The 23,398-nt window shown below is 60.2% G+C and carries 24 protein-coding genes; 13 read left to right on the forward strand and 11 right to left on the reverse strand.

Annotated elements, in window-relative coordinates; all coding sequences use genetic code 11:
- Window positions 1–13 precede the first annotated feature (13 nt).
- The 4 genes from rpoZ (at window position 14) to ACSPX5_RS23000 (ending at window position 3,659) form a co-directional block, all read left to right on the forward strand.
- Window positions 14–277: a DNA-directed RNA polymerase subunit omega gene (gene rpoZ, locus ACSPX5_RS22985; RefSeq protein WP_003229503.1), complete on the forward strand. Its 264-nt coding sequence runs from the start codon at window positions 14–16 to the stop codon at window positions 275–277.
- Between the two features lie 57 nt (window positions 278–334).
- On the forward strand, window positions 335–2,440 hold the full coding sequence (spoT, locus tag ACSPX5_RS22990) for a bifunctional GTP diphosphokinase/guanosine-3',5'-bis pyrophosphate 3'-pyrophosphohydrolase (protein ID WP_007954439.1): 2,106 nt from the start codon (window positions 335–337) through the stop codon (window positions 2,438–2,440).
- 24 nt (window positions 2,441–2,464) lie between these two features.
- Window positions 2,465–2,845: a RidA family protein gene (locus ACSPX5_RS22995; protein WP_003229509.1), complete on the forward strand. Its 381-nt coding sequence runs from the start codon at window positions 2,465–2,467 to the stop codon at window positions 2,843–2,845.
- Window positions 2,846–2,918: 73 nt separating this feature from the next.
- Entirely contained in the window at window positions 2,919–3,659 is a 741-nt protein-coding gene (locus ACSPX5_RS23000; protein WP_439820310.1) for a hypothetical protein, read from the forward strand.
- A gap of 137 nt (window positions 3,660–3,796) precedes the next feature.
- Here ACSPX5_RS23000 and ACSPX5_RS23005 read toward each other — a convergent pair whose 3' ends face one another.
- A complete protein-coding gene (locus ACSPX5_RS23005) occupies window positions 3,797–4,654 on the reverse strand; it encodes an SDR family oxidoreductase (RefSeq protein ID WP_439820311.1) in 858 nt (285 codons plus the stop codon).
- A 188-nt stretch (window positions 4,655–4,842) separates the two neighbouring features.
- On the opposite strand from ACSPX5_RS23005, the gene exbB reads away from it, so the two are divergent.
- The 8 genes from exbB to ACSPX5_RS23045 all read left to right on the forward strand — a co-directional run bounded on the left by exbB (window position 4,843) and on the right by ACSPX5_RS23045 (window position 12,802).
- A complete protein-coding gene (exbB, locus tag ACSPX5_RS23010) occupies window positions 4,843–5,796 on the forward strand; it encodes a tonB-system energizer ExbB (protein WP_439820312.1) in 954 nt (317 codons plus the stop codon).
- A 6-nt stretch (window positions 5,797–5,802) separates the two neighbouring features.
- Window positions 5,803–6,231 (forward strand): TonB system transport protein ExbD, encoded by a 429-nt coding sequence (exbD, locus tag ACSPX5_RS23015; protein ID WP_169432465.1) that lies wholly within the window; start codon window positions 5,803–5,805, stop codon window positions 6,229–6,231.
- The gene (locus ACSPX5_RS23020) at window positions 6,228–6,977 is read left to right on the forward strand and encodes an energy transducer TonB family protein (RefSeq protein WP_169432466.1); all 750 of its coding nucleotides are present in this window, start codon (window positions 6,228–6,230) and stop codon (window positions 6,975–6,977) included. The genes exbD and ACSPX5_RS23020 overlap by 4 nt, the downstream gene beginning before the upstream one ends.
- Window positions 6,978–7,154: 177 nt before the next feature.
- A complete protein-coding gene (locus ACSPX5_RS23025; RefSeq protein ID WP_007954418.1) occupies window positions 7,155–8,084 on the forward strand; it encodes a hydrogen peroxide-inducible genes activator in 930 nt (309 codons plus the stop codon).
- A gap of 9 nt (window positions 8,085–8,093) precedes the next feature.
- Complete coding sequence (gene recG / locus ACSPX5_RS23030; protein WP_011336566.1) at window positions 8,094–10,169, forward strand: ATP-dependent DNA helicase RecG; 2,076 nt, start codon at window positions 8,094–8,096, stop codon at window positions 10,167–10,169.
- A 79-nt stretch (window positions 10,170–10,248) separates the two neighbouring features.
- Complete coding sequence (locus tag ACSPX5_RS23035; protein ID WP_439820313.1) at window positions 10,249–11,649, forward strand: aminoacyl-tRNA deacylase and HDOD domain-containing protein; 1,401 nt, start codon at window positions 10,249–10,251, stop codon at window positions 11,647–11,649.
- Window positions 11,650–11,786: 137 nt separating this feature from the next.
- Window positions 11,787–12,044, forward strand: a complete 258-nt coding sequence (locus ACSPX5_RS23040) for a hypothetical protein (RefSeq protein WP_085612086.1) — start codon at window positions 11,787–11,789, stop codon at window positions 12,042–12,044.
- The gene (locus ACSPX5_RS23045; RefSeq protein ID WP_439820314.1) at window positions 12,041–12,802 is read left to right on the forward strand and encodes a Fic/DOC family protein; all 762 of its coding nucleotides are present in this window, start codon (window positions 12,041–12,043) and stop codon (window positions 12,800–12,802) included. Before ACSPX5_RS23040 ends, ACSPX5_RS23045 begins: the two co-directional genes overlap by 4 nt.
- Before the next feature lie 36 nt (window positions 12,803–12,838).
- On the opposite strand, the gene ACSPX5_RS23050 is transcribed toward ACSPX5_RS23045, so the two are convergent.
- Window positions 12,839–13,222 carry an SCP2 sterol-binding domain-containing protein gene (locus ACSPX5_RS23050; protein ID WP_096817262.1) on the reverse strand — a complete coding sequence of 128 codons (384 nt, stop codon included), beginning with the start codon at window positions 13,220–13,222 and terminating at the stop codon, window positions 12,839–12,841.
- A 532-nt stretch (window positions 13,223–13,754) separates the two neighbouring features.
- Between ACSPX5_RS23050 and ACSPX5_RS23055 the strand changes: the two genes are divergently transcribed.
- On the forward strand, window positions 13,755–14,123 hold the full coding sequence (locus ACSPX5_RS23055) for a DUF6124 family protein (RefSeq protein WP_439820315.1): 369 nt from the start codon (window positions 13,755–13,757) through the stop codon (window positions 14,121–14,123).
- 61 nt (window positions 14,124–14,184) lie between these two features.
- Here ACSPX5_RS23055 and ACSPX5_RS23060 read toward each other — a convergent pair whose 3' ends face one another.
- From ACSPX5_RS23060 to ACSPX5_RS23100, 9 genes are all read right to left on the reverse strand, one after another.
- A complete protein-coding gene (locus tag ACSPX5_RS23060) occupies window positions 14,185–15,228 on the reverse strand; it encodes a hypothetical protein (protein ID WP_439820316.1) in 1,044 nt (347 codons plus the stop codon).
- Between the two features lie 73 nt (window positions 15,229–15,301).
- Window positions 15,302–16,291, reverse strand: coding sequence for a hypothetical protein (locus ACSPX5_RS23065; RefSeq protein WP_439820317.1), 990 nt, complete (start codon window positions 16,289–16,291; stop codon window positions 15,302–15,304).
- 51 nt (window positions 16,292–16,342) lie between these two features.
- Entirely contained in the window at window positions 16,343–17,098 is a 756-nt protein-coding gene (locus ACSPX5_RS23070; protein ID WP_439820318.1) for a lysozyme inhibitor LprI family protein, read from the reverse strand.
- A gap of 2 nt (window positions 17,099–17,100) precedes the next feature.
- The gene (locus tag ACSPX5_RS23075; protein ID WP_169432724.1) at window positions 17,101–17,952 is read right to left on the reverse strand and encodes a tetratricopeptide repeat protein; all 852 of its coding nucleotides are present in this window, start codon (window positions 17,950–17,952) and stop codon (window positions 17,101–17,103) included.
- Window positions 17,939–18,484 (reverse strand): hypothetical protein, encoded by a 546-nt coding sequence (locus ACSPX5_RS23080; protein ID WP_439820319.1) that lies wholly within the window; start codon window positions 18,482–18,484, stop codon window positions 17,939–17,941. The genes ACSPX5_RS23075 and ACSPX5_RS23080 overlap by 14 nt, the downstream gene beginning before the upstream one ends.
- A gap of 4 nt (window positions 18,485–18,488) precedes the next feature.
- On the reverse strand, window positions 18,489–18,995 hold the full coding sequence (locus tag ACSPX5_RS23085) for a hypothetical protein (protein WP_243433270.1): 507 nt from the start codon (window positions 18,993–18,995) through the stop codon (window positions 18,489–18,491).
- Between the two features lie 35 nt (window positions 18,996–19,030).
- The gene (locus ACSPX5_RS23090; RefSeq protein ID WP_236192136.1) at window positions 19,031–19,540 is read right to left on the reverse strand and encodes a hypothetical protein; all 510 of its coding nucleotides are present in this window, start codon (window positions 19,538–19,540) and stop codon (window positions 19,031–19,033) included.
- A complete protein-coding gene (locus ACSPX5_RS23095; RefSeq protein WP_439820320.1) occupies window positions 19,537–21,987 on the reverse strand; it encodes an alpha/beta hydrolase in 2,451 nt (816 codons plus the stop codon). Before ACSPX5_RS23095 ends, ACSPX5_RS23090 begins: the two co-directional genes overlap by 4 nt.
- 9 nt (window positions 21,988–21,996) lie before the next feature.
- A complete protein-coding gene (locus ACSPX5_RS23100; RefSeq protein ID WP_439820321.1) occupies window positions 21,997–23,391 on the reverse strand; it encodes a TIGR01777 family oxidoreductase in 1,395 nt (464 codons plus the stop codon).
- Window positions 23,392–23,398: the final 7 nt, after the last annotated feature.

Here is a 23,398-nt window from a genome sequence, read left to right on the forward strand (position 1 = left end):
TCCGAGGAATACCATGGCCCGCGTAACCGTTGAAGACTGCCTAGAACACGTGGAAAACCGCTTTGAGCTGGTCATGCTCTCTACCAAGCGTGCCCGTCAACTGGCCACCGGCGGCAAAGAGCCCCTGGTTCAGTGGGAAAACGACAAACCGACCGTAGTTGCGCTGCGTGAAATCGCTGAAGGCCTGATGAGCTACGAGTTCATCGCCGAGCAGGAAATCGTCCACGAAGACCCGGTCTTCGCTGCGTTCGAGGACGAGTCCAACGAGGCCGTCTAAGCCTATGCCTGGTCGACGTAGCACGGCGCGGGATCACAGCTTGCGGCAGGAGACATCATGCCGAGCATAGACGCCCTCGCCGATCGCTTATCGACCTACCTCGGCAACGACCAGGTCAACCTGGTCCGCCGAGCGTATTTCTACGCCGAACAAGCCCACGACGGCCAACGCCGCCGTAGCGGCGAGGCGTACGTCACGCATCCTCTTGCCGTGGCGAATATTCTTGCCGACATGCACATGGACCATCAGAGCCTGATGGCCGCGATGCTGCATGACGTGATCGAAGACACCGGTATCGCCAAGGAAGCGCTGCAAGCGCAGTTCGGTGAAACCGTGGCCGAACTGGTCGACGGGGTCAGCAAACTGACCCAGATGAATTTCGAGACCAAGGCCGAAGCCCAGGCTGAAAACTTCCAGAAAATGGCCATGGCCATGGCACGCGACATTCGCGTGATCCTGGTCAAGCTCGCCGACCGCCTGCACAACATGCGCACGCTGGAAGTGCTGTCCGGCGAAAAACGCCGGCGCATCGCCAAGGAAACCCTGGAGATCTATGCACCCATCGCCAATCGGCTGGGCATGCACGCGATCCGTATCGAGTTCGAAGACCTCGGCTTCAAGGCCATGCACCCGATGCGTTCCGCGCGGATCTACCAGGCCGTCAAACGCGCCCGGGGCAACCGCAAGGAAATCGTCAACAAGATCGAGGAATCCCTTGGCCACTGCCTCGCCATCGACGGCATCCAGGGTGAAGTCAGCGGTCGCCAGAAACACCTCTACGGCATCTACAAGAAAATGCGCGGCAAGCGTCGGGCCTTTAACGAGATCATGGACGTCTACGCGTTCCGGATCATCGTCGACAAGGTCGATACCTGCTACCGCGTGCTGGGTGCTGTACATAATTTGTACAAACCGTTGCCGGGGCGCTTCAAGGATTACATCGCGATCCCCAAGGCCAACGGCTATCAGTCGCTGCACACCACACTGTTCGGCATGCACGGCGTGCCGATCGAAATCCAGATCCGCACCCGCGAAATGGAGGAGATGGCCAACAACGGCATCGCCGCCCATTGGCTGTACAAATCCAGCGGCGACGAGCAGCCCAAAGGCACCCATGCCCGGGCCCGTCAGTGGGTCAAGGGCGTGCTGGAAATGCAGCAACGTGCCGGCAACTCGCTGGAATTCATCGAGAGCGTGAAGATCGACCTGTTCCCGGACGAGGTCTACGTGTTCACGCCCAAAGGCCGGATTATGGAGCTGCCCAAAGGCTCCACGGCGGTCGACTTTGCCTACGCGGTGCACACCGACGTCGGCAACAGCTGCATCGCCTGCCGGATCAACCGTCGTCTCGCACCGCTCTCCGAACCGTTGCAAAGCGGCTCCACGGTCGAGATCGTCAGCGCCCCCGGCGCGCGGCCGAACCCGGCGTGGCTCAACTTCGTGGTCACCGGCAAGGCGCGGACCCACATCCGTCATGCGCTGAAACTGCAACGCCGCTCCGAATCCATCAGCCTCGGCGAACGCCTGCTGAACAAGGTGCTCAACGGTTTCGACAGCGCGCTGGAACAGATTCCGGCCGAACGCGTGAAGGCGATGCTCACCGAGTACCGCCTCGAACTGATCGAAGACTTGCTGGAAGACATCGGCCTGGGCAACCGCATGGCCTACGTCGTAGCCCGCCGCCTGCTCGGCGAAGGCGAACAACTGCCAAGCCCTGAAGGCCCGCTGGCGATTCGCGGCACCGAAGGTCTGGTGCTCAGCTACGCCAAATGCTGCACGCCGATCCCGGGCGACCCGATTGTCGGGCACCTGTCGGCGGGCAAAGGCATGGTCGTGCACCTGGACAACTGTCGCAACATCAGCGAAATCCGCCACAACCCGGAAAAATGCATCCAGCTCTCGTGGGCCAAGGATGTCACTGGTGAATTCAACGTCGAACTGCGCGTCGAGCTGGAACACCAGCGCGGCCTGATTGCCCTGCTGGCCAGCAGCGTCAACGCAGCCGACGGCAATATCGAGAAAATCAGCATGGATGAACGCGATGGCCGCATCAGCGTCGTCCAACTGGTGGTCAGCGTCCACGACCGTGTGCACCTGGCCCGCGTGATCAAGAAACTGCGCGCACTGACCGGCGTGATCCGCATCACCCGCATGCGTGCATAACTTAAACATTACAAGGAGTCATACATGACCAAGACCGTTATCACCAGCGACAAGGCCCCGGCCGCCATCGGTACTTATTCCCAAGCGATCAAGGCTGGCAACACTGTCTACATGTCGGGCCAGATCCCGTTGGACCCGAAAACCATGGAGCTGGTCGAAGGTTTCGAAGCCCAGACCGTCCAGGTCTTCGAGAACCTGAAAGCCGTGGCCGAAGCCGCCGGCGGTTCGTTCAAGGATATCGTCAAGCTGAACATCTTCCTCACCGACCTGAGCCACTTCGCCAAGGTCAACGAGATCATGGGCAAGTACTTCGACCAGCCGTACCCGGCGCGCGCCGCCATCGGCGTTGCTGCCCTGCCAAAGGGTTCGCAGGTTGAAATGGATGCCATTCTGGTCATCGAGTAATGCGCACGGCGCGGCCCTTCAAGGTCGCGCCGACTGCTCTGCGGTAAAGAAAAGGTTTTGAAAGGATTCCACCATGCGCAAAGCGCTTGCTCTCTCGCTGCTCGCCATTTTCCTCGGCGGTTGCGCCAGCAACCCTGCCGACCGTGACATCAGCGGCACCTGGATCAACCAGGTCGCCATCGATGCCGCCGCCAAGGGCGGCCCCCTGCGTGAAGCGCTTCAGTCCTACGGCCCGAACCTGGAATGGGACATCAACACCAAGGCCAGTCAGGCCCGCTACACCAACGGTTTCGAAAACGTGGAAGGTCGCTTGCTCGGCGAACAGTCCGGCGCCTGGAAAGTCGATTTCTATGGCAGCTCGGCCAGCGAGCTGAAACGTGACGGCAGCCAGTTGCACCAGGCCGCCAGCGAAAATGAACCACAGCAGCTCTTCGACCGCGCGCAGATTCCGGTGCCGGAGGGCGCACCGATCGGCGCCAGCTTCGAACGGGCGCTGTATTCGGCCTACCTGGGCGGAAACTGGACAATCGCCAGCGGCCAGGGCGAAGGTGCCACGGTGCAATTCCAGGCCGACGGACAAGTCTCCGGCCTGCCGGGCGCCGACCGCTATGCCCTGTGCCTGGCGGGCGACTGCGCATCGATGAGCAGCGGCAACGACAGCATGTGGCTGCAACAGAACGGTCAGGGCAACAACTGGATCTTCGTGCGCAAAGGCAAGGAGCTTGAAATTTTGCAGGCCGTGAACACGGCACTGGCGGACGAACAACCGCAGTTCACCCCGGGCGAGCGCAAGTGGTTGCTCGAAAAACAGTAACTGCACCTGAGAACAGCATATAACCCTGTGGGAGCGGGCTTGCCCGCGATGAGGCCATAGCATTCAACATTTATGCTGACTGTTATGCCGCCATCGCGAGCAAGCTCGCTCCCACGATTATTTGTTGCGCTTGAGAATCAGCACTTGCCCTCTAGAATCGCGGCATACCCCTCACGATAACTCGGATACTTCGGTACCCAGCCCAGCGCCTTCGCACGGGCATTGCTGCAACGTTTGCTGCCGGTGCGACGCACGCTCTCGTCTTCCGACCATTCGGTGACACCCAGATACTCGCGCAGCCAGGCCACCACCTCGGCCAACGGCGCCGGCGCGTCGTCCACGCCGATATAGATGTCATCCAGCGCCACGCCCTTGCGATCGGCCTCCAGCAGAAACGCCATCAACCCCGCCGCATCATCGGCATGGATGCGATTGCCATACAGTGGTGGGTCGACCGCCACCCGATAACCCCGACGTACCTGGGTCAGCAGCCATTCACGGCCGGGGCCGTAAATGCCGGTCAGGCGCACGATGCTCGCAGGAATACCGCTGTTGAGCGCAACCTGCTCAGCCTCCAGCATCACCCGACCGGAATAACCCGCGGCAACGGTTTCGGATTTTTCATCGACCCATTCGCCGTTCTGCTGCCCGTAAACACTGCTGCTGGAAACGAACAGCAACCGCTCAGGCTCCTGACCGTAATCGTTCAGCCAACCCAGCACATGCTGCAACCCCTGCACATACGCCGCGCGATAACCGGCCTCATCGTGATCGGTGGCCGCCGCGCTATACACCAGGTAATCGATAGCACCCACCGGCCAGGTCTCGGGGCAATCCTCATTGAACAAGTCACCGGCGACACCGATAACGCCGTCCGGTAAACGCGAAATATTCCGGCGCAGGCCATACACCTGAAAGCCGGCAGCCAGCAATTGCGTGGCCAGACGGCTGCCGACATCACCGCAACCGGCGATCAAAACAGAGGGCGCGGACATCAAAAATCTCCCATCGGAAAGCGACAGACTAGCCTCGACAGGGGACGAGCGGCTAGCAATGAAGGAAAAAAAGCAACTCTATTACTTCTGTTAACAAGAATTACTTGCAATAATGCACGTCACTTTTGTTCTCGGCCTCACGAGGCCTGGAAGAGCATCACCGTTTTTCTATCTCAGGTCCGGCCAGCATGACACGCATTCAAAACCCCGCTTCGCCAACCAACCGACCTCGCGCCTGGAGCGCAGTGGCTGCCCTGCTCCTCAGCCTGATGCTGGCGCCGGCCGCCGCCTTCGCTGACGCACAAGCCCCGGCCGCTCCAACTGCCACCGAGCAGAGCGCTCCGGTCGCCGCACCTGCCGCGACCGTTCCGGTGCAGGCCGTAGACGCCAGCGCCGCCGACGCACCGGAAGTCCTCGAAGCCGACAACTCCCTGGGCATGGCCCACGACCTGTCGCCATGGGGCATGTACAAGAATGCCGACATCATCGTGAAAATCGTGATGATCGGTCTGGCCATCGCTTCGATCATCACCTGGACCATCTGGATTGCCAAAGGGTTCGAGCTGATGGGCGCCAAACGTCGCCTGCGTGGCGAAATCGCCGCCCTGAAGAAAGCCACCACCCTCAAGGAAGCCAGCACCACCGCAGCGAAAGAAGGCACCCTCGCCAACCTGCTGGTGCATGACGCCCTCGAAGAAATGCGCCTGTCGGCCAATTCCCGCGAGAAAGAAGGCATCAAGGAACGCGTCAGCTTCCGCCTCGAGCGTCTGGTGGCCGCCTGTGGCCGCAACATGAGCAGCGGCACCGGCGTGCTCGCCACCATCGGCTCCACCGCACCGTTCGTCGGCCTGTTCGGCACCGTGTGGGGCATCATGAACAGCTTCATCGGCATCGCCAAAACCCAGACCACCAACCTTGCTGTCGTAGCACCGGGTATCGCTGAAGCGCTGCTGGCTACCGCACTGGGTCTGGTGGCCGCGATTCCTGCCGTGGTCATCTACAACGTGTTCGCCCGCTCCATCGCCGGTTACAAGGCTCAGGTGTCCGATGCATCGGCAGAAGTCCTGCTGCTGGTCAGCCGCGACCTCGACCACCAGCCTGAGCGCAGCAGCTCGCAGCCGCACATGGTCAAAGTGGGGTAATCGGCCATGGGCCTGCATTTGAAAGAAGGCGCAGACGACGATCTGGCCGAGAACCACGAAATCAACGTCACGCCGTTCATCGACGTGATGCTGGTGCTGCTGATCATTTTCATGGTGGCCGCGCCACTGGCCACCGTAGACATCAAAGTCGACCTGCCCGCCTCGACCGCCAAACCGGCGCCGCGGCCGGAGAAACCGGTGTTCCTCAGCGTAAAGGCTGATCAGCGCCTGTACATCGGTGACGACGAAGTCAAGGCCGAAACCCTCGGCGCCATGCTCGACGCCAGGACTCAGGGCAAAAAAGACACCACCATCTTCTTCCAGGCCGACAAAGGCGTGGACTACGGCGACCTGATGAGCGTGATGGACAAGCTGCGCAGCGCCGGTTATCTGAAAGTCGGTCTGGTCGGCCTCGAGAGCGCAGTCAAGAAATGATCACGACGCGCCATAAGCTGACGCGTTACAGCGGTAGCCTGGCCGTGGTGCTGGGTGTGCATGCGCTGGCCATCGCGCTGGCGCTTAACTGGACCGCCCGCCCTCCCATCGAATTGCCGCCGCAGGCGATGATGGTCGAGCTGGCACCGGTTCCGGCCCCGCCACCGCCTGCACCGCCAAAAGTCGTCACGCCACCGCAGCCACCGGCTCCGGTTGAAGAACTGCCAATCCCGAAACTGGCCGAAGCACCCAAGGCAGAAATTGCCGTGCCCAAGCCCAAACCAAAACCCAAGCCCAAACCGCAACCGCCGAAGCCGATCGAGAAGAAACCGGAACCCGTGAAGGAAAAACCTTCCGAGGAAAAACCGGCAGAACCTCAGCAGACCCAGGCACCAACGGAGAAATCCGCCCAGCCGGCACCAGGCCCGTCGCCAGCACAACTGGCGGCCAAGGCCAGCTGGCAGGGTGCGCTGCTCGCGCATCTGCAGAAGTACAAAAAGTACCCGGACAGCGCCAGGTCACGGAACAAGACCGGTACCAACCGCCTGCGTTTCGTGGTCGATGGCGAAGGCAATGTGCTGTCGTTCGAGCTGGTGGACCGCTCCGGCAACGCTGATCTGGACCGGGCCACCCTGGAAATGATCCGCCGTGCCCAGCCGCTGCCCAAACCGCCAGCGGACATGCTGAACAACGGCTCCATCGAAATTGTTGCGCCGTTTGTGTACTCGATCGAGAAGCGCCGCTGACGCACAACGCCCCCGTTGGAGTTGCACCGGACAGACAAAGGCACCGAAAGGTGCCTTTGTCATATCTGCAAACGGCAAACAGGCATTGTCCGGTGTGGCATTCATCACTCAGTCTGATAACGTGCGTCTATCGATTGCAGCCGGTATGCTTGGCCCGCATCTTCATGGACGCTTGCTATGACCCTCACAGAATTACGCTACATCGTTACCCTCGCCCAAGAGCAGCATTTCGGCCACGCGGCCGAGCGTTGCCACGTCAGCCAGCCGACCCTGTCGGTGGGCGTGAAAAAGCTTGAAGACGAACTCGGTGTGCTGATTTTCGAGCGCAGCAAAAGCGCCGTGCGCCTGACCCCGGTCGGTGAAGGCATCGTCGCCCAGGCGCAGAAAGTACTGGAGCAGGCCCAGGGCATCCGCGAACTGGCCCAGGCCGGCAAGAACCAGCTGACCGCCCCGCTGAAAGTCGGCGCGATCTACACCGTCGGCCCGTACCTGTTCCCGCATCTGATTCCACAACTGCACCGGGTCGCCCCGCAGATGCCGTTGTACATCGAAGAAAACTTCACCCACGTGCTGCGCGACAAACTGCGCAACGGCGAACTGGACGCGATCATCATCGCCCTGCCGTTCAACGAAGCCGACGTGCTGACCCTGCAACTCTACGACGAGCCGTTCTACGTCCTGATGCCGGCCCAGCACCCGTGGACCCAGAAAGAATCCATCGACGCCGCCCTGCTCAACGACAAGAGCCTGCTGCTGCTCGGTGAAGGCCACTGCTTCCGCGATCAGGTGCTGGAAGCCTGCCCGACCCTGACCAAGGGCAACGACGGCGCCAAGCACACCACGGTGGAATCCAGCTCGCTGGAAACCATTCGCCACATGGTCGCGTCCGGCCTGGGCATCTCGATCCTGCCGCTGTCGGCGGTGGACAGCCATCACTACGCTCCGGGCGTGATCGAAGTGCGTCCGTTGTCGGCACCGGTGCCATTCCGCACCGTGGCCATCGCCTGGCGCGCCAGCTTCCCGCGGCCGAAAGCCATCGAGATCCTCGCCGACTCCATTCGCCTGTGCTCGGTCGCCAAGCCAGCCGCACCGGTCACGGCCGGTTAAGCCAGCGTCATGACGGAGCTGTCGCAGGTCTCGGTCACCGCACTCAAGGGTGTCGGTGAAGCCATGGCCGAGAAACTGGCCAAGGTCGGCCTGGAAAACCTTCAGGACGTGCTGTTCCACCTGCCGCTGCGTTATCAGGATCGCACCCGCGTGGTGCCGATCGGCGCGTTGCGGCCGGGACAGGACGCCGTGGTCGAAGGTACCGTCAGCGGCGCCGACGTGGTCATGGGCCGGCGCCGCAGTCTCGTGGTGCGCTTGCAGGACGGCACCGGCGGACTGAGCCTGCGTTTCTACCATTTCAGCAACGCGCAGAAAGAAGGCCTCAAGCGCGGCACGCGGATTCGCTGCTACGGCGAAGCGCGGCCCGGCGCCTCGGGGCTGGAGATCTATCACCCGGAATACCGCGCCATCAACGGCGACGAACCGCCGCCGGTGGATGAAACCCTGACCCCGGTCTACCCGCTGACCGAAGGCTTGACCCAGGCCCGCCTGCGTCAGTTGTGCATGCAAACCCTGACCCTGCTCAAGCCGGCCACCCTGCCCGACTGGTTGCCAACCGAACTGGCCCGCGACTATCAACTGGCGCCGCTGGCCGACGCGATCCGCTACCTGCACAACCCGCCCGCCGATGCCGACGTCGACGAACTCGCCCTCGGTCATCACTGGGCCCAGCATCGTCTGGCCTTCGAAGAACTGCTGACCCATCAACTGTCCCAGCAGCGCCTGCGCGAGAGCATGCGCTCCCTGCGCGCACCGGCGATGCCGAAAGCCACGAAGCTGCCGGCGAAATACCTGGCCAACCTCGGCTTCAATCCGACCGGCGCTCAGCAACGAGTCGGCAACGAAATCGCCTACGACCTCAGCCAGCACGAACCGATGCTGCGGCTGATTCAGGGCGACGTCGGCGCGGGCAAAACCGTGGTCGCCGCCCTCGCTGCGCTGCAAGCGCTGGAGGCGGGTTATCAGGTCGCCCTGATGGCGCCGACCGAGATCCTCGCCGAACAGCACTTCATCACCTTCAAGCGCTGGCTCGAACCGCTGGGCATCGACGTGGCGTGGCTGGCCGGCAAGCTCAAGGGCAAGAACCGCGTCGCCGCGCTGGAGCAGATCGCCAGCGGCACGCCGATGGTGGTCGGCACCCACGCGCTGTTCCAGGACGAAGTGCAGTTCAAGAACCTCGCACTGGTGATCATCGACGAACAGCACCGCTTCGGCGTGCAACAGCGTCTGGCGCTGCGGCAGAAAGGCGTCGGCGGGCGCATGTGCCCGCACCAATTGATCATGACCGCCACCCCGATTCCGCGGACGCTGGCGATGAGCGCCTACGCCGACCTCGACACCTCAATCCTCGACGAGCTGCCGCCCGGCCGAACCCCGGTCAACACCGTACTGGTCACCGACACCCGCCGCGTCGAAGTCATCGAGCGGGTGCGCAGTGCCTGCGCCGAGGGTCGTCAGGCCTATTGGGTGTGCACGCTGATTGAAGAGTCCGAAGAACTGACCTGCCAGGCCGCCGAAACCACTTTCGAAGACCTGACCGCCGCCCTCGGCGAACTGAAGGTCGGGCTGATCCACGGCCGCATGAAACCCGCCGAGAAAGCCGCCGTCATGGCCGAGTTCAAGGCCGGTAACCTGCAACTGCTGGTTGCCACCACCGTGATCGAAGTCGGCGTTGACGTACCCAACGCCAGCCTGATGATCATCGAAAACCCCGAGCGCCTGGGCCTCGCGCAGCTACACCAATTGCGCGGCCGCGTCGGCCGGGGCAGCGCGGTCAGCCATTGCGTGCTGCTCTACCATCCGCCGCTGTCACAGATCGGCCGCCAGCGCCTGGGCATCATGCGCGAGACCAACGACGGTTTCGTCATCGCCGAAAAAGACCTCGAACTGCGCGGCCCCGGTGAAATGCTCGGCACCCGCCAGACCGGCCTGTTGCAATTCAAGGTCGCGGACCTGATGCGCGACGCCGATTTGTTGCCTGCCGTGCGCGATGCCGCCCAGGCCTTGCTTGAGCGCTGGCCCACCCACGTCAGCCCGTTGCTCGACCGCTGGCTGCGACACGGGCAGCAATACGGCCAAGTGTGAGCACCGTCGCAGTTTCTGACAGCTCGTTCCAACCAAGCTGGTTATACTCCAGCAATTGTTTCAAAAACGGATACAGACCATGACCGAAGCTGCTCTCGCCCCCGAATCCCCGCACGCTCCGTCTGTTATTCGGCTGCTGCTCAACAAGCTGGGCGTCGCCTACGAAGAGGTACTCGACCACCACGGCCTCAATGCTTCGCGCAAAGTGCAGGCCGTGTTGCTGGACGACGCGGTCGGTGCGCTGATGGTGCTGTTTCCACAGAGCCAGTTGCTGGATCTCAACCGCCTCGCCGAGCTGACGGGCCGTCGCCTGACCGCCGTGTCCACCGAGCGCCTGGAAAAGATGCTCGGCAAACACAGCCTGAGCCTGCTGCCGGGCCTGCCGGCGCTGACCAGTTCGCCGTGCCTCTACGAAGAAAGCCTGCTGCGCGAGCCGAAGTTGCTGATCAACTCCGGCGAGCCGGGCCTGCTGCTGGAAATCGCCAGCGAAGACTTCAAGACCATGCTGACCAAGGCCAGCGCCGCCAACTTCGGCGAAGCCCTGAGCAGCATCCGCCCGAACCTCGACCGCCCGGACGATGACCGCGAGGAAATCACCCAGGCCGTGCAGGCGTTCACCGCGCGGCGCATCCAGCAGCGTCTGGAAGCGACCATCGAGATTCCGCCGCTGGCCGAAACCGCGCAAAAAATCATCAAGCTGCGCGTTGACCCGAACGCCACCATCGACGACATCACCGGCGTGGTCGAAACCGACCCGGCGCTGGCTGCGCAAGTGGTGAGCTGGGCGGCATCGCCGTACTACGCGTCGCCGGGCAAGATCCGTTCGGTGGAAGACGCAATCGTGCGCGTGCTGGGCTTCGATCTGGTGATCAACCTGGCGCTGGGCCTGGCCCTCGGCAAGACCCTGAGCCTGCCCAAGGATCACCCGCAGCACACCACGCCGTACTGGCAGCAGTCGATCTACACCGCCGCCGTCATCGAAGGCCTGACCCGCGCCATGCCGCGTGCCCAGCGCCCGGAATCCGGCCTGACCTACCTCGCCGGCCTGCTGCACAACTTCGGCTACCTGCTGCTGGCCCACGTGTTCCCGCCGCACTTCTCGCTGATCTGCCGCCACCTGGAGGTCAACCCGCACCTGTGCCACAGCTATGTCGAGCAACACCTGCTGGGCATCAGCCGCGAACAGATCGGCTCCTGGCTGATGCGCTACTGGGACATGCCGGAGGAACTGGCCACCGCCCTGCGCTTCCAGCACGACCCGAACTACGACGGCGCCTACGCCGAATACCCGAACCTCGTCTGCCTGGCCGTGCGCCTGCTGCGCAGTCGGGGCATCGGCTCCGGCCCGGATGAAGACATTCCGGATGCGCTGCTGGAACGCGTTGGATTGACTCGTGACAAGGCCAATGACGTCGTCAGCAAGGTGCTTGAGGCAGAAGTGCTGCTGCGTGAACTGGCTTCGCAGTTCAGCCAGGCTTAAAGCACTCTTCGGAACGTCAACCAGGGCCTGTTTTGATTGCAAATAGGGCCCTGGCTCCACAGATTTCGGCCACTTTGCCAGCAACGACAGCAAACAAGCGCCCTGCTATGATTTGACGGCATTCAGAGGAATTTCCGATGACCCAAACAGATGCTGTCAGCGTTGCAAGCGAAGTGCGCAAGCTTGCCAAAGACAACAAGGTTACAGCCAGTCGTGACGGCATGAGTCGTATGGCCGTGGGCATTACCCGTTTGGCTGGCGATGTCGTCGAATTGGATGGCATCGAACAGCTGCTCGTCAACCTCAAGAGAAAAGGCGTTCTGAGCAAATCTGAAATCCTGGCGCTCCAAGGGCGCTACCTTCAGGAAAGGCGTGCACAGAAACGTAGCGCATGACTTTCGATCCATTCGGCGACTTCGAGACGGCTGGATATCTTCAAAACTCGCTGCAACTGAAAGATCCCGTTGAAGTAAAAGAGTCAGAGCATCTTTCGTTCGAATTGAGTATCGAAGAGGCGCTTGCCTATCTGGCCAAGAAAAAGCCAATCGATTACCAGACTGTACTCAAGGTTCACGAGATCCTGTTCTCAGGCTTCTATCACTGGGCAGGAAAAGACCGGAACGAGCTCGTCCCCCATCTGGCGGTCTTCAAGGGCTCTTTCGACGACCCCCGCAGCACCGTCTTCGAGCGCCCGGACTCCATCAAAATGTCTGTCGACTATGCACTCAAGCTCGCATCAGACAAAAAACACTTCAGAGACCATCCCGGTGGAGTGATGGGCCAACTGGCTTTCGCACACCCCTTCCTGGACGGCAATGGACGCGCGATTCTATTGGTCTTCATGGAACTCTGTTATCGAGCCGGGTTCGCCATCGACTGGTCAAGAACAAACAAAGACGACTACTTGCGGGCCCTCAGCGACGAGATCCGAGAGCCGCGCGAAAGGCATCTCGATAACTACCTCACCCCATTCGTAGTCGATATATCCAGTCGTGACGAGTGGCCAGAGACCATCAGTGGCATCCGAGGCCTGGATGGCCTGGACAAGGAAGACATCACTTACGAGAAGCTGGACAACCCGAAAGTCCAGCAGATCTACAAGACATACCGGGCCCAGCCCCTGGACGCCGAGCCTCCCGAGCCCGAAAGCTGAAGAGGCAGGCCTGTCCCGACAACCTGCCTGAAAGACCTATGCCTTCGGCTTGGCCTTCCGCGGCTTCAAATACTTCATCAACCCCTGAAACCACATCACCAGCGCCGGATTGCCCTTGAGCTGGATCGACTTGTCCTGAATCCCCTGCATGAACGCCAGCTGCTTGTTCTTGGCCTGCATCGTGGCAAACCCGAACGCCGCGTCTTTAAAGGCAATCGCAAACGCCGGCTCCGCCACCACGCCAGACTTGCTGGTAATGCGCTGGTCCTTCACCACGAAATGCCGCGCCACTTTCCCGTCCAGAGTCTGTAGCTGAAACACCAGATCCTTGTCACCCAACTGCTGCTGGAACGCAGGATTTGTCCGACTGGCCTTACCCATCAACAGACCCAGCATCCACAGAAGAAAACGAAATTTCATGCGCACAGCCTCAAAAGGAAAATGAACGGCTGGGGGAGTGTAAGGGATTCGGACGGATTCGCCACTATCTTGCACGGATAGAAGACGATGCAGCGATTTTCTCGCATGATGACTACCAAGTCACGATTTCACCCTCTGGACTTGGTCCCCGTCCTACACCTGAAGAAACACATTCCTGTAGGAGCCGCCGAAGGCTGCGATCTTTTGATCTTCTCCCCCGCAAACCTATGGGAAATTTCCCGCAATACGCCGGGGCACCCATGAACTAGGCGAACTTGGACATCACCGATAGCCTCTGTGTGTCACCGCAAAATCGGTGACTCGGACGTGCAAGTCCGATGGGGCACACAATCGCTTATGGCAATTCATCGGGCATTTTCCTATGCTCGCGGGTCGTTATGGCGGCTGTGTGTGGGAGGCTTTCGAGCCTGCCGGGTAGCTCCACCGGTCTTGCACACCTATGCACAGCTGCCACCACTTTCGAAGTGCGAGCGAAAACGGTGTCGGCTCCTAAAACATGGAGCAAGACCTTATGTTCAAACCAACACCCAATCCCCCCGAAACACCCGAAACCTCCCCCTACGAATCCCTCGATTCAAAGAAACTCCACGAAGCCGCCGAACGCGCCCTCGACCACCACTTCAAACCCAGAGCCTCACGCCCCAAACGCCTGGGCGGCCTGTTCGCCCTCTGCCCCGACACCGACGCCGAAGCACTCATGGCCAACGCCTCCGAAGACCTCCTGTCCATCAGCGCCATCGCCGCCAACCTGGCCGACGACCTCGACGGCCCCCGCCGCTCGATGGCACTGGGCCTGAGCAGAATGGCCGATGGCGTGCGGTTGATGGTGGAAGGTACGCTCGATCACATCGAGTTTCGGGAGTATCAGGGCAAGCCGTAGCTGAATCGCGGGCGGGAAAAAGGGGACGTTGAGTCCCCTTTCCGATCTTCGGCAACAGCAACTAGCGAAAGTCCTCTGCGCTTTTGGGGCGCGTCTCTAACCCGAAATCCGCCAACCGATGGACGTAAGCATGACCACCGGCATTACAGGACTGTCGGAATACAACTTTGTCCCCCTTGAGCACCGTCAGAAAACTTACGAAGGCCTGGTTAACGAGGTAGGTATACGCACCGCTTTTGAACTTGATGATGTTCAGGTTCACGCTGCCTTCCGACGCATCTACAACAAAGAACTTGCCCTTGGGTGGCATAGCGTTCTTTGGGTAAACCATCTCGATGTTCCCCGGCACACCATAGCGATACTGAACAGAACCGGCCGTGGGCTTGCTGTTTCCCGTCGCACAAACAGAAACCGTCTTTCCGCCCCGCAACGGGCAACTAAAGTAAATGTCTTCGTCATCCGAGCACAACGTTCCATCCTGCCCGCCCTTCAACAGCGCCGTCTCCTGCGAAACGCGCTCCGGCGTTTGAGCGACATCAGCACAGTTGGACAGGCAAACCAGTTTCGAAAGATCCGGAACATCGCTTTCAGTAAACAGGTACGTCGCTGAACCCTCACGATTGCGGTCGTGATAAACGGGAACACTGACGGCCAGCCCTTTGGCCGACACCGGCACCTTGGTATCCCCGCCCGAGACGACCCAGCCTTCGGCCTCCCCGCACAACGCCTCCAAAGCGACCTCACTGAACGAATCTTTCGTTGGCACGGCGAACGGCTTGGCATCACCTCGGCAGTCATAGCCATGCCAGTAGGGCCCGGTGTTCATATCAATGTCGATCGAGAAAACATAAGCGCCGTCGAGCACAACTTTGCCGCTGTCGTAAGTAAAAACCAGCCAACGGCGCGACTTCGCCTGGGAGTAATTTTCTTCCTGAAGGATGTAGCGCTCGGCATCTCGATACAGCCAGAAGTCACTCATCGCCCCTGCCGGCTCCGCCGTCTCGGAAAGGCGCTGCCCGGAATGTGCGTCCACCAGAAAATTGTCCTTCAGCGCCAGCGCACAGTCGCTGTCAGCGTCCCTGCACGACGTGAGAGACGGGAACATAGGCCCCGCCACTGCAGAGAAAGAACACAGCAATAACGCTATCAAACATAATCTTTTCAACTTGCCACCTGCTTCAAAGCGAGTAATCCATCACTTCTTCCAGCTGCCAGCATTGCCCACGGACAAACCGATACTCGAAGACATAATCGGTATCTGGTTTCTGCAGGATGGCGACGGCGTGATCACCCTGCTCTTCCTTGACGGTCAACGTCAGGCCCTGAGTTTCTCGCTTCGCTACATCCGGGATGATCGGGAATTTGAGCTGATCGCCGCTGAGGCTGCTTTTTTGCATCTCGGGTTCGGGATCACCGGCCACGGTCGTGACCATTTTCAGCGGCTGCTGGACGAAGGCTTTCTGCACCTCTGCGCGCTCAGAGAAGGCTGAGAGGAAGGTTGAAAAGTTGGGTGAGGGGCAAGCGACACTGGTCACGTCATCCTTAGTTTTAGGCGACCTCTGGCGATCTTGTTGAAGCTTTGAATTGGCAATGGTCTTTGCATCAAGGTCTGCCAGACGCTTTTTGATACTCGCTGCATCCTTGTAGGCACACACGACTTCTACGCCGTTTTCCCGATTTATACCGTCAAGGCAGTTCTGCAACTCAGGGTCTGGCGGGTCACCTCGAAAGAACTGCAAAGCCAAGTGGTCGCCGTCCTTGAAGAGCGGCAGTTCCAGCACCGAATAGGAATCTCCTTCGAAATGTTCGTCCAGAACTTTGTGTTTTGTCAGGACAAACATGGACTTCCCCGCTCGCTCAGGGAATTTGCGCTCGAAGAAGAACACCGAGGCAATCTGTTCGTCTTCAACCTTCCACACATAATTCAGCGAAGGATTCACCGCATTCATGGGCGCGTAGAAAATCTCGGCACCTGGCACATGCACGCCCCTGACCTGACCCTTGAGGTTGTTCTTCAAAAAGAACACCGTGATCTTTTGATCACCCAACGAAGCAACCACCGGGGGATGCAGTTCACCGATGGTTTGAGGGTCACTTGCCGATGCCGGCTGAGTCGACAAGCCGACGATGAGCCCGAGCACACCAAAACAACTTAAGAGCCTGTTCAATTCCGATCACTTCCCTGCTGATCAATCTTCTAAATATTTACGCTGATGGTTTCACGATGACTCAGGTGCGCCGCATCTCAGCTCTTTGATTTGCTCGTTTTGAATCGGAATTACACAGGCGAGGCGCTTCTCTGCCTCCTCACGAAGCTCGAACAAGCTGAGCGTCAGCTGTAAACCATCCGCAGTGAATGCATGATCCTCAAACAACGCACTGGCGTAACCATCCCAAAACGATTTGCCATTAAAACTGCAAAACCGTTTTGAGGAGAGCACCCGCCAATTGCCCTTGGGCGCGAGGATCTGAACATTGAGGCAGGGGCTGCCAAACGTAGTGACATAACGAGCCACCACATCGCCGTATCGTTGCGAAGCAGAACTGGAAACCTTGGCGACATCGATCACTTCACTCGGATCATCCGGGACGACCGCATCCAGGAAGGCTGCACGCTCTAGGCTCATTCTGGCCATGCAGTTGTTGATGGTCGTGACATGCGCGGCCATCCCAGGCTCGATTTCCGTGGCTTCGAGCGGGCACGTGGTGTCGCGCAGCTTGATCCAGGCGCGCTGGGATTCTCTGGCCATGGCGACCAGCGTCTTGCCCTGCTCCGGGTCGCTCCGCTGCTGAGACTCGAAGCGCGCCAGTAGTTTTTTGTAGCTGATATTGAGCTGTGCATCGGCTTCCTTGCGGGCCGCCTCCACGCAGTGATCGACCTGTGAGCTCACGGAAATCTCTTTGCAGTCGTCATCGGCCATTGCGAAAGAGGCAAACAGGCATCCAAAGGACAACGCGATAAAGCGCACAAACATGTTCAATTTTTCATTCCCTGAATGACGGATCGCTCAACTGCACGTTGAGGTATTTTCTGCGCCTTGCCGTCGGCGCTCATCGCGTCGCGGTACTGGCTGTAATAGCGCTGCGCTTCGTCTTTGCGATCAAGGCGCCAGAGTGAATCGGCGATGTTCAACATTAGCACTGTGCGTTTACCGACTGCCTCGACGCCGCGATACAACTTCAGCGCCAGTGCATCGTTGCCGCCCTCAGCCAAATAGAAACCAAGATCATTGATACCCTGAACATTGCGAGCCGGTGGATGGCAAGCCATGTACGAATCCGCCCCCATGACCAAGCTCCATTCGATCTCGCTGGCTCGATATTGCGCAGATTCAATGTTCGAGAGGGTTTTCAGTAGTGCCTGTGGGGAAGGTGTCTCCATTTCAGCTTTGAGTACTTCACCCTCGTCGGTAGTCCAGCTATTGCCCACCCATTTACCAGCGCAGAACTGATCATCACGCTGAAGCAGGACACAACCGGTCTCCATCGAAATCACATCGCAGTGGCTTCGTGACTGGAAGCTGTCTTCACCACTCCCGTCTGACAACATTCCATACATCGTTTGGTTCACGAGTAAGGTCTTCTTGTCAGGGCTAAGCCATCGAGGAAGGACTTCGACCCCGATATCGGTTCCGTAAAGCGGGAATGTTTTTCCATTCGCGGTAAAGGTCGCACTCGCCGCTTCCACTGAGTGTTCGGGCCATACCTTTGCTTTCAAATGCAATGTCAGTGTGTGCCCGTCGACTCCAGTGACTCGCACTTCTTCTGCCGTAGCCCCATTCGCCAGCAACAGACTCGCGAGCAATAGTGCGGATCTAAGGCTGCCCATAGTCGATCCTTTTAACCGCAGGGCTTGTTTGCTGTAACTGTCTTTCAGTGATGCCATAAGCCTCTATGAGCCCTTCCCAGGAACCCTTCGAACCAAACGACCGATAACTATTGCTGTAGCTGTAATGCTCCAACCTTCCAGCGGTGGAGTAATACCCGCGCCACTCCGGGCAGGACCCACACCCGCCATAACCGCCGATGAACACCAGGCTGCCCTTGCTTCCTTTTACACAATCCATCTCCACTGCCACGTTACTCAGCATCTTCGTCTTCTTACCGTCAGACGTGAGCTGTGAAACCTTGTCGATGTTGCGGCGCAACACTTTGCCGCCAATGTTGATCGTCTGATCGGAGCAGACCGGGATGAGGTGGGTTTCCGCGTCATCCACCGTCACGGATCGGCACGACGACACCATCACCACTTCACCACCGCCACATTGCATGACATCGCGCTGGGTGTAGGCGTCCTGGGGAGCGGCGAAAGCTGGAAATGAGAGCAGCAGCGAAAGGCTGCCTGCTAGAAGACGGTTCATCCACTCATTCCTCATCGATTGACGGCGATTCCACGTCGGTCATGCCAAGCAGCCGGAACTCGTTGTTCACGAATTCGTAGTACCGATCCCGGTTACGGTTTTCCAGGCGATTTCCCTGGGCGTCTTCTTCGCCATCGAGCGTGACGCCGGAAATGATGATCAAGCGACTATCGGGCAGGTACGTCGTGTCGAAAGTGCTGCCGTCGTAGGCATTCGGAAGACCACCAACGACATCACCGGTCTGGGCGTCCAGCACTTCGCCGCAAATGGCGCCGCCGCCACAGCCGAACCTGTACAGGATGTAATGGCCGGCGAAGTTGACCTTGCCTTGCAGGATCTTCGCCCGGGTGCTGTCCATGACCGGGTTGCTTTGTTCCTGCTGCACCGGTTCATGGTTGGGGCCGCTGAAAACGGGGGTGACGGCGTAATCCTTGAAGTCGGGATCGGCGGCGAATGCTATGGAAGTGGCAGCTGAAAGCAAGCTGCCGAGAACAATCGAAAATCCTTTCAAGTACTAACTCCATAACTGCAGTGGGAACCGTTGGCTTACTCAGACTGACCTTCATAACGCTGTGTCTGTGGGTTGAACTGCCACAGATGTGGCCGGGTCATGGCTACATTTTTTTTGTAGCGAATCTGCCCGCGCTTATCCCTGATGTAGGAATAGATCTCGATGTCTTTGACGTCGCCGCCGTTCTTGGGCGGACCGTCCAGAACCTTGATCCCGGCAAAGTAATCACCGCCGGTATGCTTCAAGTAACCACGGCACTGGATCAGGAAGGCGTACGTCATGTCGCCGGCCGAGCCGTGACTTGAATAGGAGAGGAAGATGAAGTCGTCTCGGCCATCGCCGTTGAGATCGCCTTGGTACACCACCTTGCCACGCTCTAGAGAAAATCCGTCATCGTAGAAGCCAGAATGTATGTCTTCGACACTTTCTCCACTGTCTTTCCATTGCGTAAGAAAAGTCTTGGTATCGCTTTTCTCGTTGCAGATATCCGACGCCATCGCTGCCATTGGCAACCAGCTCATGCATAACACCAGCAGTCGTTTCACTTCACATCCTTCGAATTCATCAATTCCAATTCACCATCCCGATACAACACTTCGCACCCGATCCACGCCAGATCCACCTGCGGCATCACCGCCGAAGGCTTGCGCAATTCCCGCAACAACGTCGAACCATGCGACAACCGCCCACCCATCCGCGCAATCACTGCCCGCGCGGCCTGATAGTGCGCGTGACGCCCCGGATCGAGGGTGTCTTCCAGCAAGATGTCTTCGCCAAGAATGCCCCGCACCTGCCCCGGATAAATCATGAATCCGGTGGCCTGTTCGGCACCTTCGCGGCCGTCCTGCCAGAAGCTGCCGTCGCGCGTGCGGATGTCCGGGTGCGGCGCAAACCAGTGTTCGCGATCCGCCAGAGGCATGGCGTGATGCAGGCGGAAGAAGATGCGCATCAGGTTGTCGCGATACCACTCGCGCACTTGCAGGTAGTAACCACGCAGGCCCGGCAGGCCGGTCGAATGCGCGAGGCGGATCAGGCCTGACCATTGCGGGAGGGCTTGTAGTGGCAGCGCGCTCGACGCAGGCCGAGGTGTGGCCGGATCGGTCTCCCACGGCAGTCGATGGGGGCTGTTTTCCAAGTTGTCGTAAGCGGTGGGCGGTCGGCCCAGCCAGTCCCCGCCGCTGCTGGCCAGCGCCGTGGCGATGCACAGATTGCCCTGCACCACGAACACATAGAATCGGGTGAACCAGTCCGCCAGTTGCTGACCGTCAGCACCCTGGGCGACGAGGTCGGTCAGTTCTTGGTCGAAGCGCCGCAAGCCGTGTTCAAGGCTCAGCAAATGCCCCCGAGCGATACGCTGCATGCGCAGGAACAACGGCAGCGAACGCAACATCCGCAGCGGTCGCCACGGCAGATGCGGGGTCGCGCCGCCGACTTCACCGGCATAGTTGCTGGCGCTGATGCCCCAGTCGGTCAACCGTGCGAGAAACAGGTCGTTGTTGATGTAGGACGCACCGCCAAATACAGCCGTGAACGGCTCGTTGTCCTGCAACACCCGCGTATCCCAACGGGCCATGATCGCCGGAATGCTCGCGGCGGCCCGGCGCTGGGCGTACTCCACCAGCACGCTGGGTTGCGGCGGCAGGATCTCGGCGATGTTGGCGGCCGTCAGGTGCCGGCGCCAGCCGTAGTCGCTGATCGGCCGGTATTGCAGCAGCCACAGTTGCGTACCGTCCCAGGCCCATTCGACATCGCCCGGCACATAGTGGAACACCCGCAAGACATCCTGGAGAAAGCGCCACAGCACGTCTTCGGTCAAACCATGGGTTGCCGTGAACGTGCCACTGCGCCAGGCTTCGCCGAGTCGCGAAAGCGTCGCTCGTTCCGGGCTGATCTGACCATCAGCCAACGACTCCAGATGACCTTCAACCCACTCGAGTTCCACCGACAGATGACGCACAAACGCGATGCCGGACACCTGCGGCGTGATGAAGCGCTGCACCACCACTTCCTCGACACCTTCGGCTGTCAGCTCGGCGATACGTGCTGGCACGTTGGCGCTCGGCTCGCGCAGATAGGTCGTGCTCAAACCGGCATTCGCCGAGTCAGCCTGATCTTCGCCATAACTGGAGGAGCGCACCGCCCAGATCGCCTGTGGTTGGCGGGCGAGGAAGGTCGGTAGTCGCGGGTCGTTGCAATCGTTGAGAGTCAGCGCCGCAGGCACCGGTTGCCGGGCCAGTTCCGCCAGACGCAAACGCCCGCCCTTGGTGTGCGCGACAAACCCGCGCTCGCCCGACTCCAGCCACTGCGCAAACTGCGCGGGCGCGTCGATCCATGGGTAATGGCCCCAACCGGGTTGGAGGCTGATGGTCAGATCCGCGCGCGCAAGAATCGCCGACCATGCCGCCGCTTGCTCGATGCCGAGCACCTTGTCCTGATCGCCCCAGACCAGCTCGACCGGGTCGGTGATCCACTCCAGCAATGGCAGCGCGGTGTCGGCACGGATCAGATCCCAGTGCGGCACAAACGCACGGCAACGCGCATAACCGGCGCCCATGCGCTGGTACTGCGCGGGCGTCCAGGTCTGGTTGGAAAACTTGCGCGCGAACAGCGTGGGTCTGTTCGACAGCAGCCAGTGAATGGACTTGCGGATTGGCAGCGGAGACATAAGCGCCGGCAATCGGCGCTGCCACAAAAAGGCGCCCACCGGCGCCAGCAATACACTGCGAGCAAAGTGCCCGGGCCGACGTTGTAGCGCATGCAGCACCAGCAACGCGTTGACCCCGACGGCCATGATCGCGCTGCCCTGTTGCGTCATCGCCAACAAGGTCTGGGCGTAAGCTGCCAGATCCTCACAGGGCGGCTGCGGGTTGGCGCCGAAGCCCGGCAGCTCCAGCGGCACCACCTCGTAACGCTGAAAATGCGGCAGCGCGTCATCCCACCAATCGGCGGCGCTGCCGTTGCCGGCCAGCAGGTACATCAAGGGCTTGCTCATGGGCGATCCTCAGGCCAGATCGCGCAGCGCGGCGTCGAGGGTCGGATAGCGGAACGTGTAGCCCGCCTCGCTCAAACGCTGCGGCACCACACGCTGACCGTCGAAGAACAGCTGAGCCATTTCCCCGGCCAACGCACGCACTGGTGCGGCTGGAATGTGGAACCATACCGGGCGCTTGAGGACCTTTCCGACGTTCTCGGCGAAGGCTGCCTGACTGACCGTTTCCGGCGCGACCATGTTGTAGGTGCCGCGCAAATTTTCATCGTGGAAAGATCGAGCGATCACCTGAATCACATCGTCGCGATGCACCCAGCTCATGATCTGCTGACCGTCACCCATGCGCCCGCCGAAACCCAGACGGAACGGGATCAGCAATGGCAACAACGCACCGCCCGGCCCGAACACCACGCCGAGGCGCAGCAGAACCTGACGCACGCCAAACTGCGTGGCGGGTTGCGCCGAAGCCTCCCAGCGCGCGCAGAGCTCGGCCATGAAACCGTCGCCCTTGCTGGCCTGCTCATCGAGGTTTTCGCTGGCATCGCGCACGCCGTAGAAACCGATGGCCGAGGCTTGAATCCACAGCGCGGGTTTATGGCTTGTGTGCTTCAGCCAGGACATCAAGGCTTCGGTGGTATCGACCCGACTGGCGAGTAGTTGCGCCTGCCGTTTGGGGCTCCAGCGTGGACCGGCGACCGGTGCGCCGGCGAGGTTGATCACCACATCGAAGGGTTCGTCGCAGCCGAGTTCGCTCAGCGACCGCACACAGCGAACGCGACCGTCGAACAGGTTCGCCGCTTTCAACGGATCCCGCGCCAACACACTGACCGTGTGGCCGGCGTCGAGTAACTGATTGACCACGGCTTCACCGATAAACCCGGTACCCCCGGTGATCAGCACACGCTTGTAGGCGCCGCCGACAAAGGGGTTGGACTTGCTTACGGTCCTTTCTGGCGGGGATGACCGACGATCATGACGCAACAACCAGATCAGCGGCGGCAACAGCACCAGCAGCGCGAAACCGTCGAGCCACAGATGCGACCAGACCTGTTTTTGCGCTGAAAGCCACATGTCCTGCGGCGCCCATAACAGCACGCCCGCCATCAACCAGCCCCAAATTGCGGGAGCTTTAAGACGGTTGCCGAGGTGCACCAACGCGAGCATGTACAGCGAATAGCTTTGCAGCGTCGCGCCGAACAACGCGAGCCACCAGACCTGCAGCTCGTGACCGGCGGCGGGGACCGCATCGGCGCCCCAGAATGCGAGTTCGAGGGTGTGCAAATAGCCGTCGAGTAATCCGGAATGACCGGCCCAGGTCAGCGTGAGACCGGCGAGCACATGCACGATCGCGGCGGCATACAGCCAAAGCACCATCGCGGAGCGAAGAGAGAAAGAGGGGGCTGGCATTCCGTGT

The sequence above is a fragment of the Pseudomonas sp. HLG18 genome, assembly GCF_051903985.1.
GTDB classification, from domain to species: domain Bacteria; phylum Pseudomonadota; class Gammaproteobacteria; order Pseudomonadales; family Pseudomonadaceae; genus Aquipseudomonas; species Aquipseudomonas fluorescens_BT.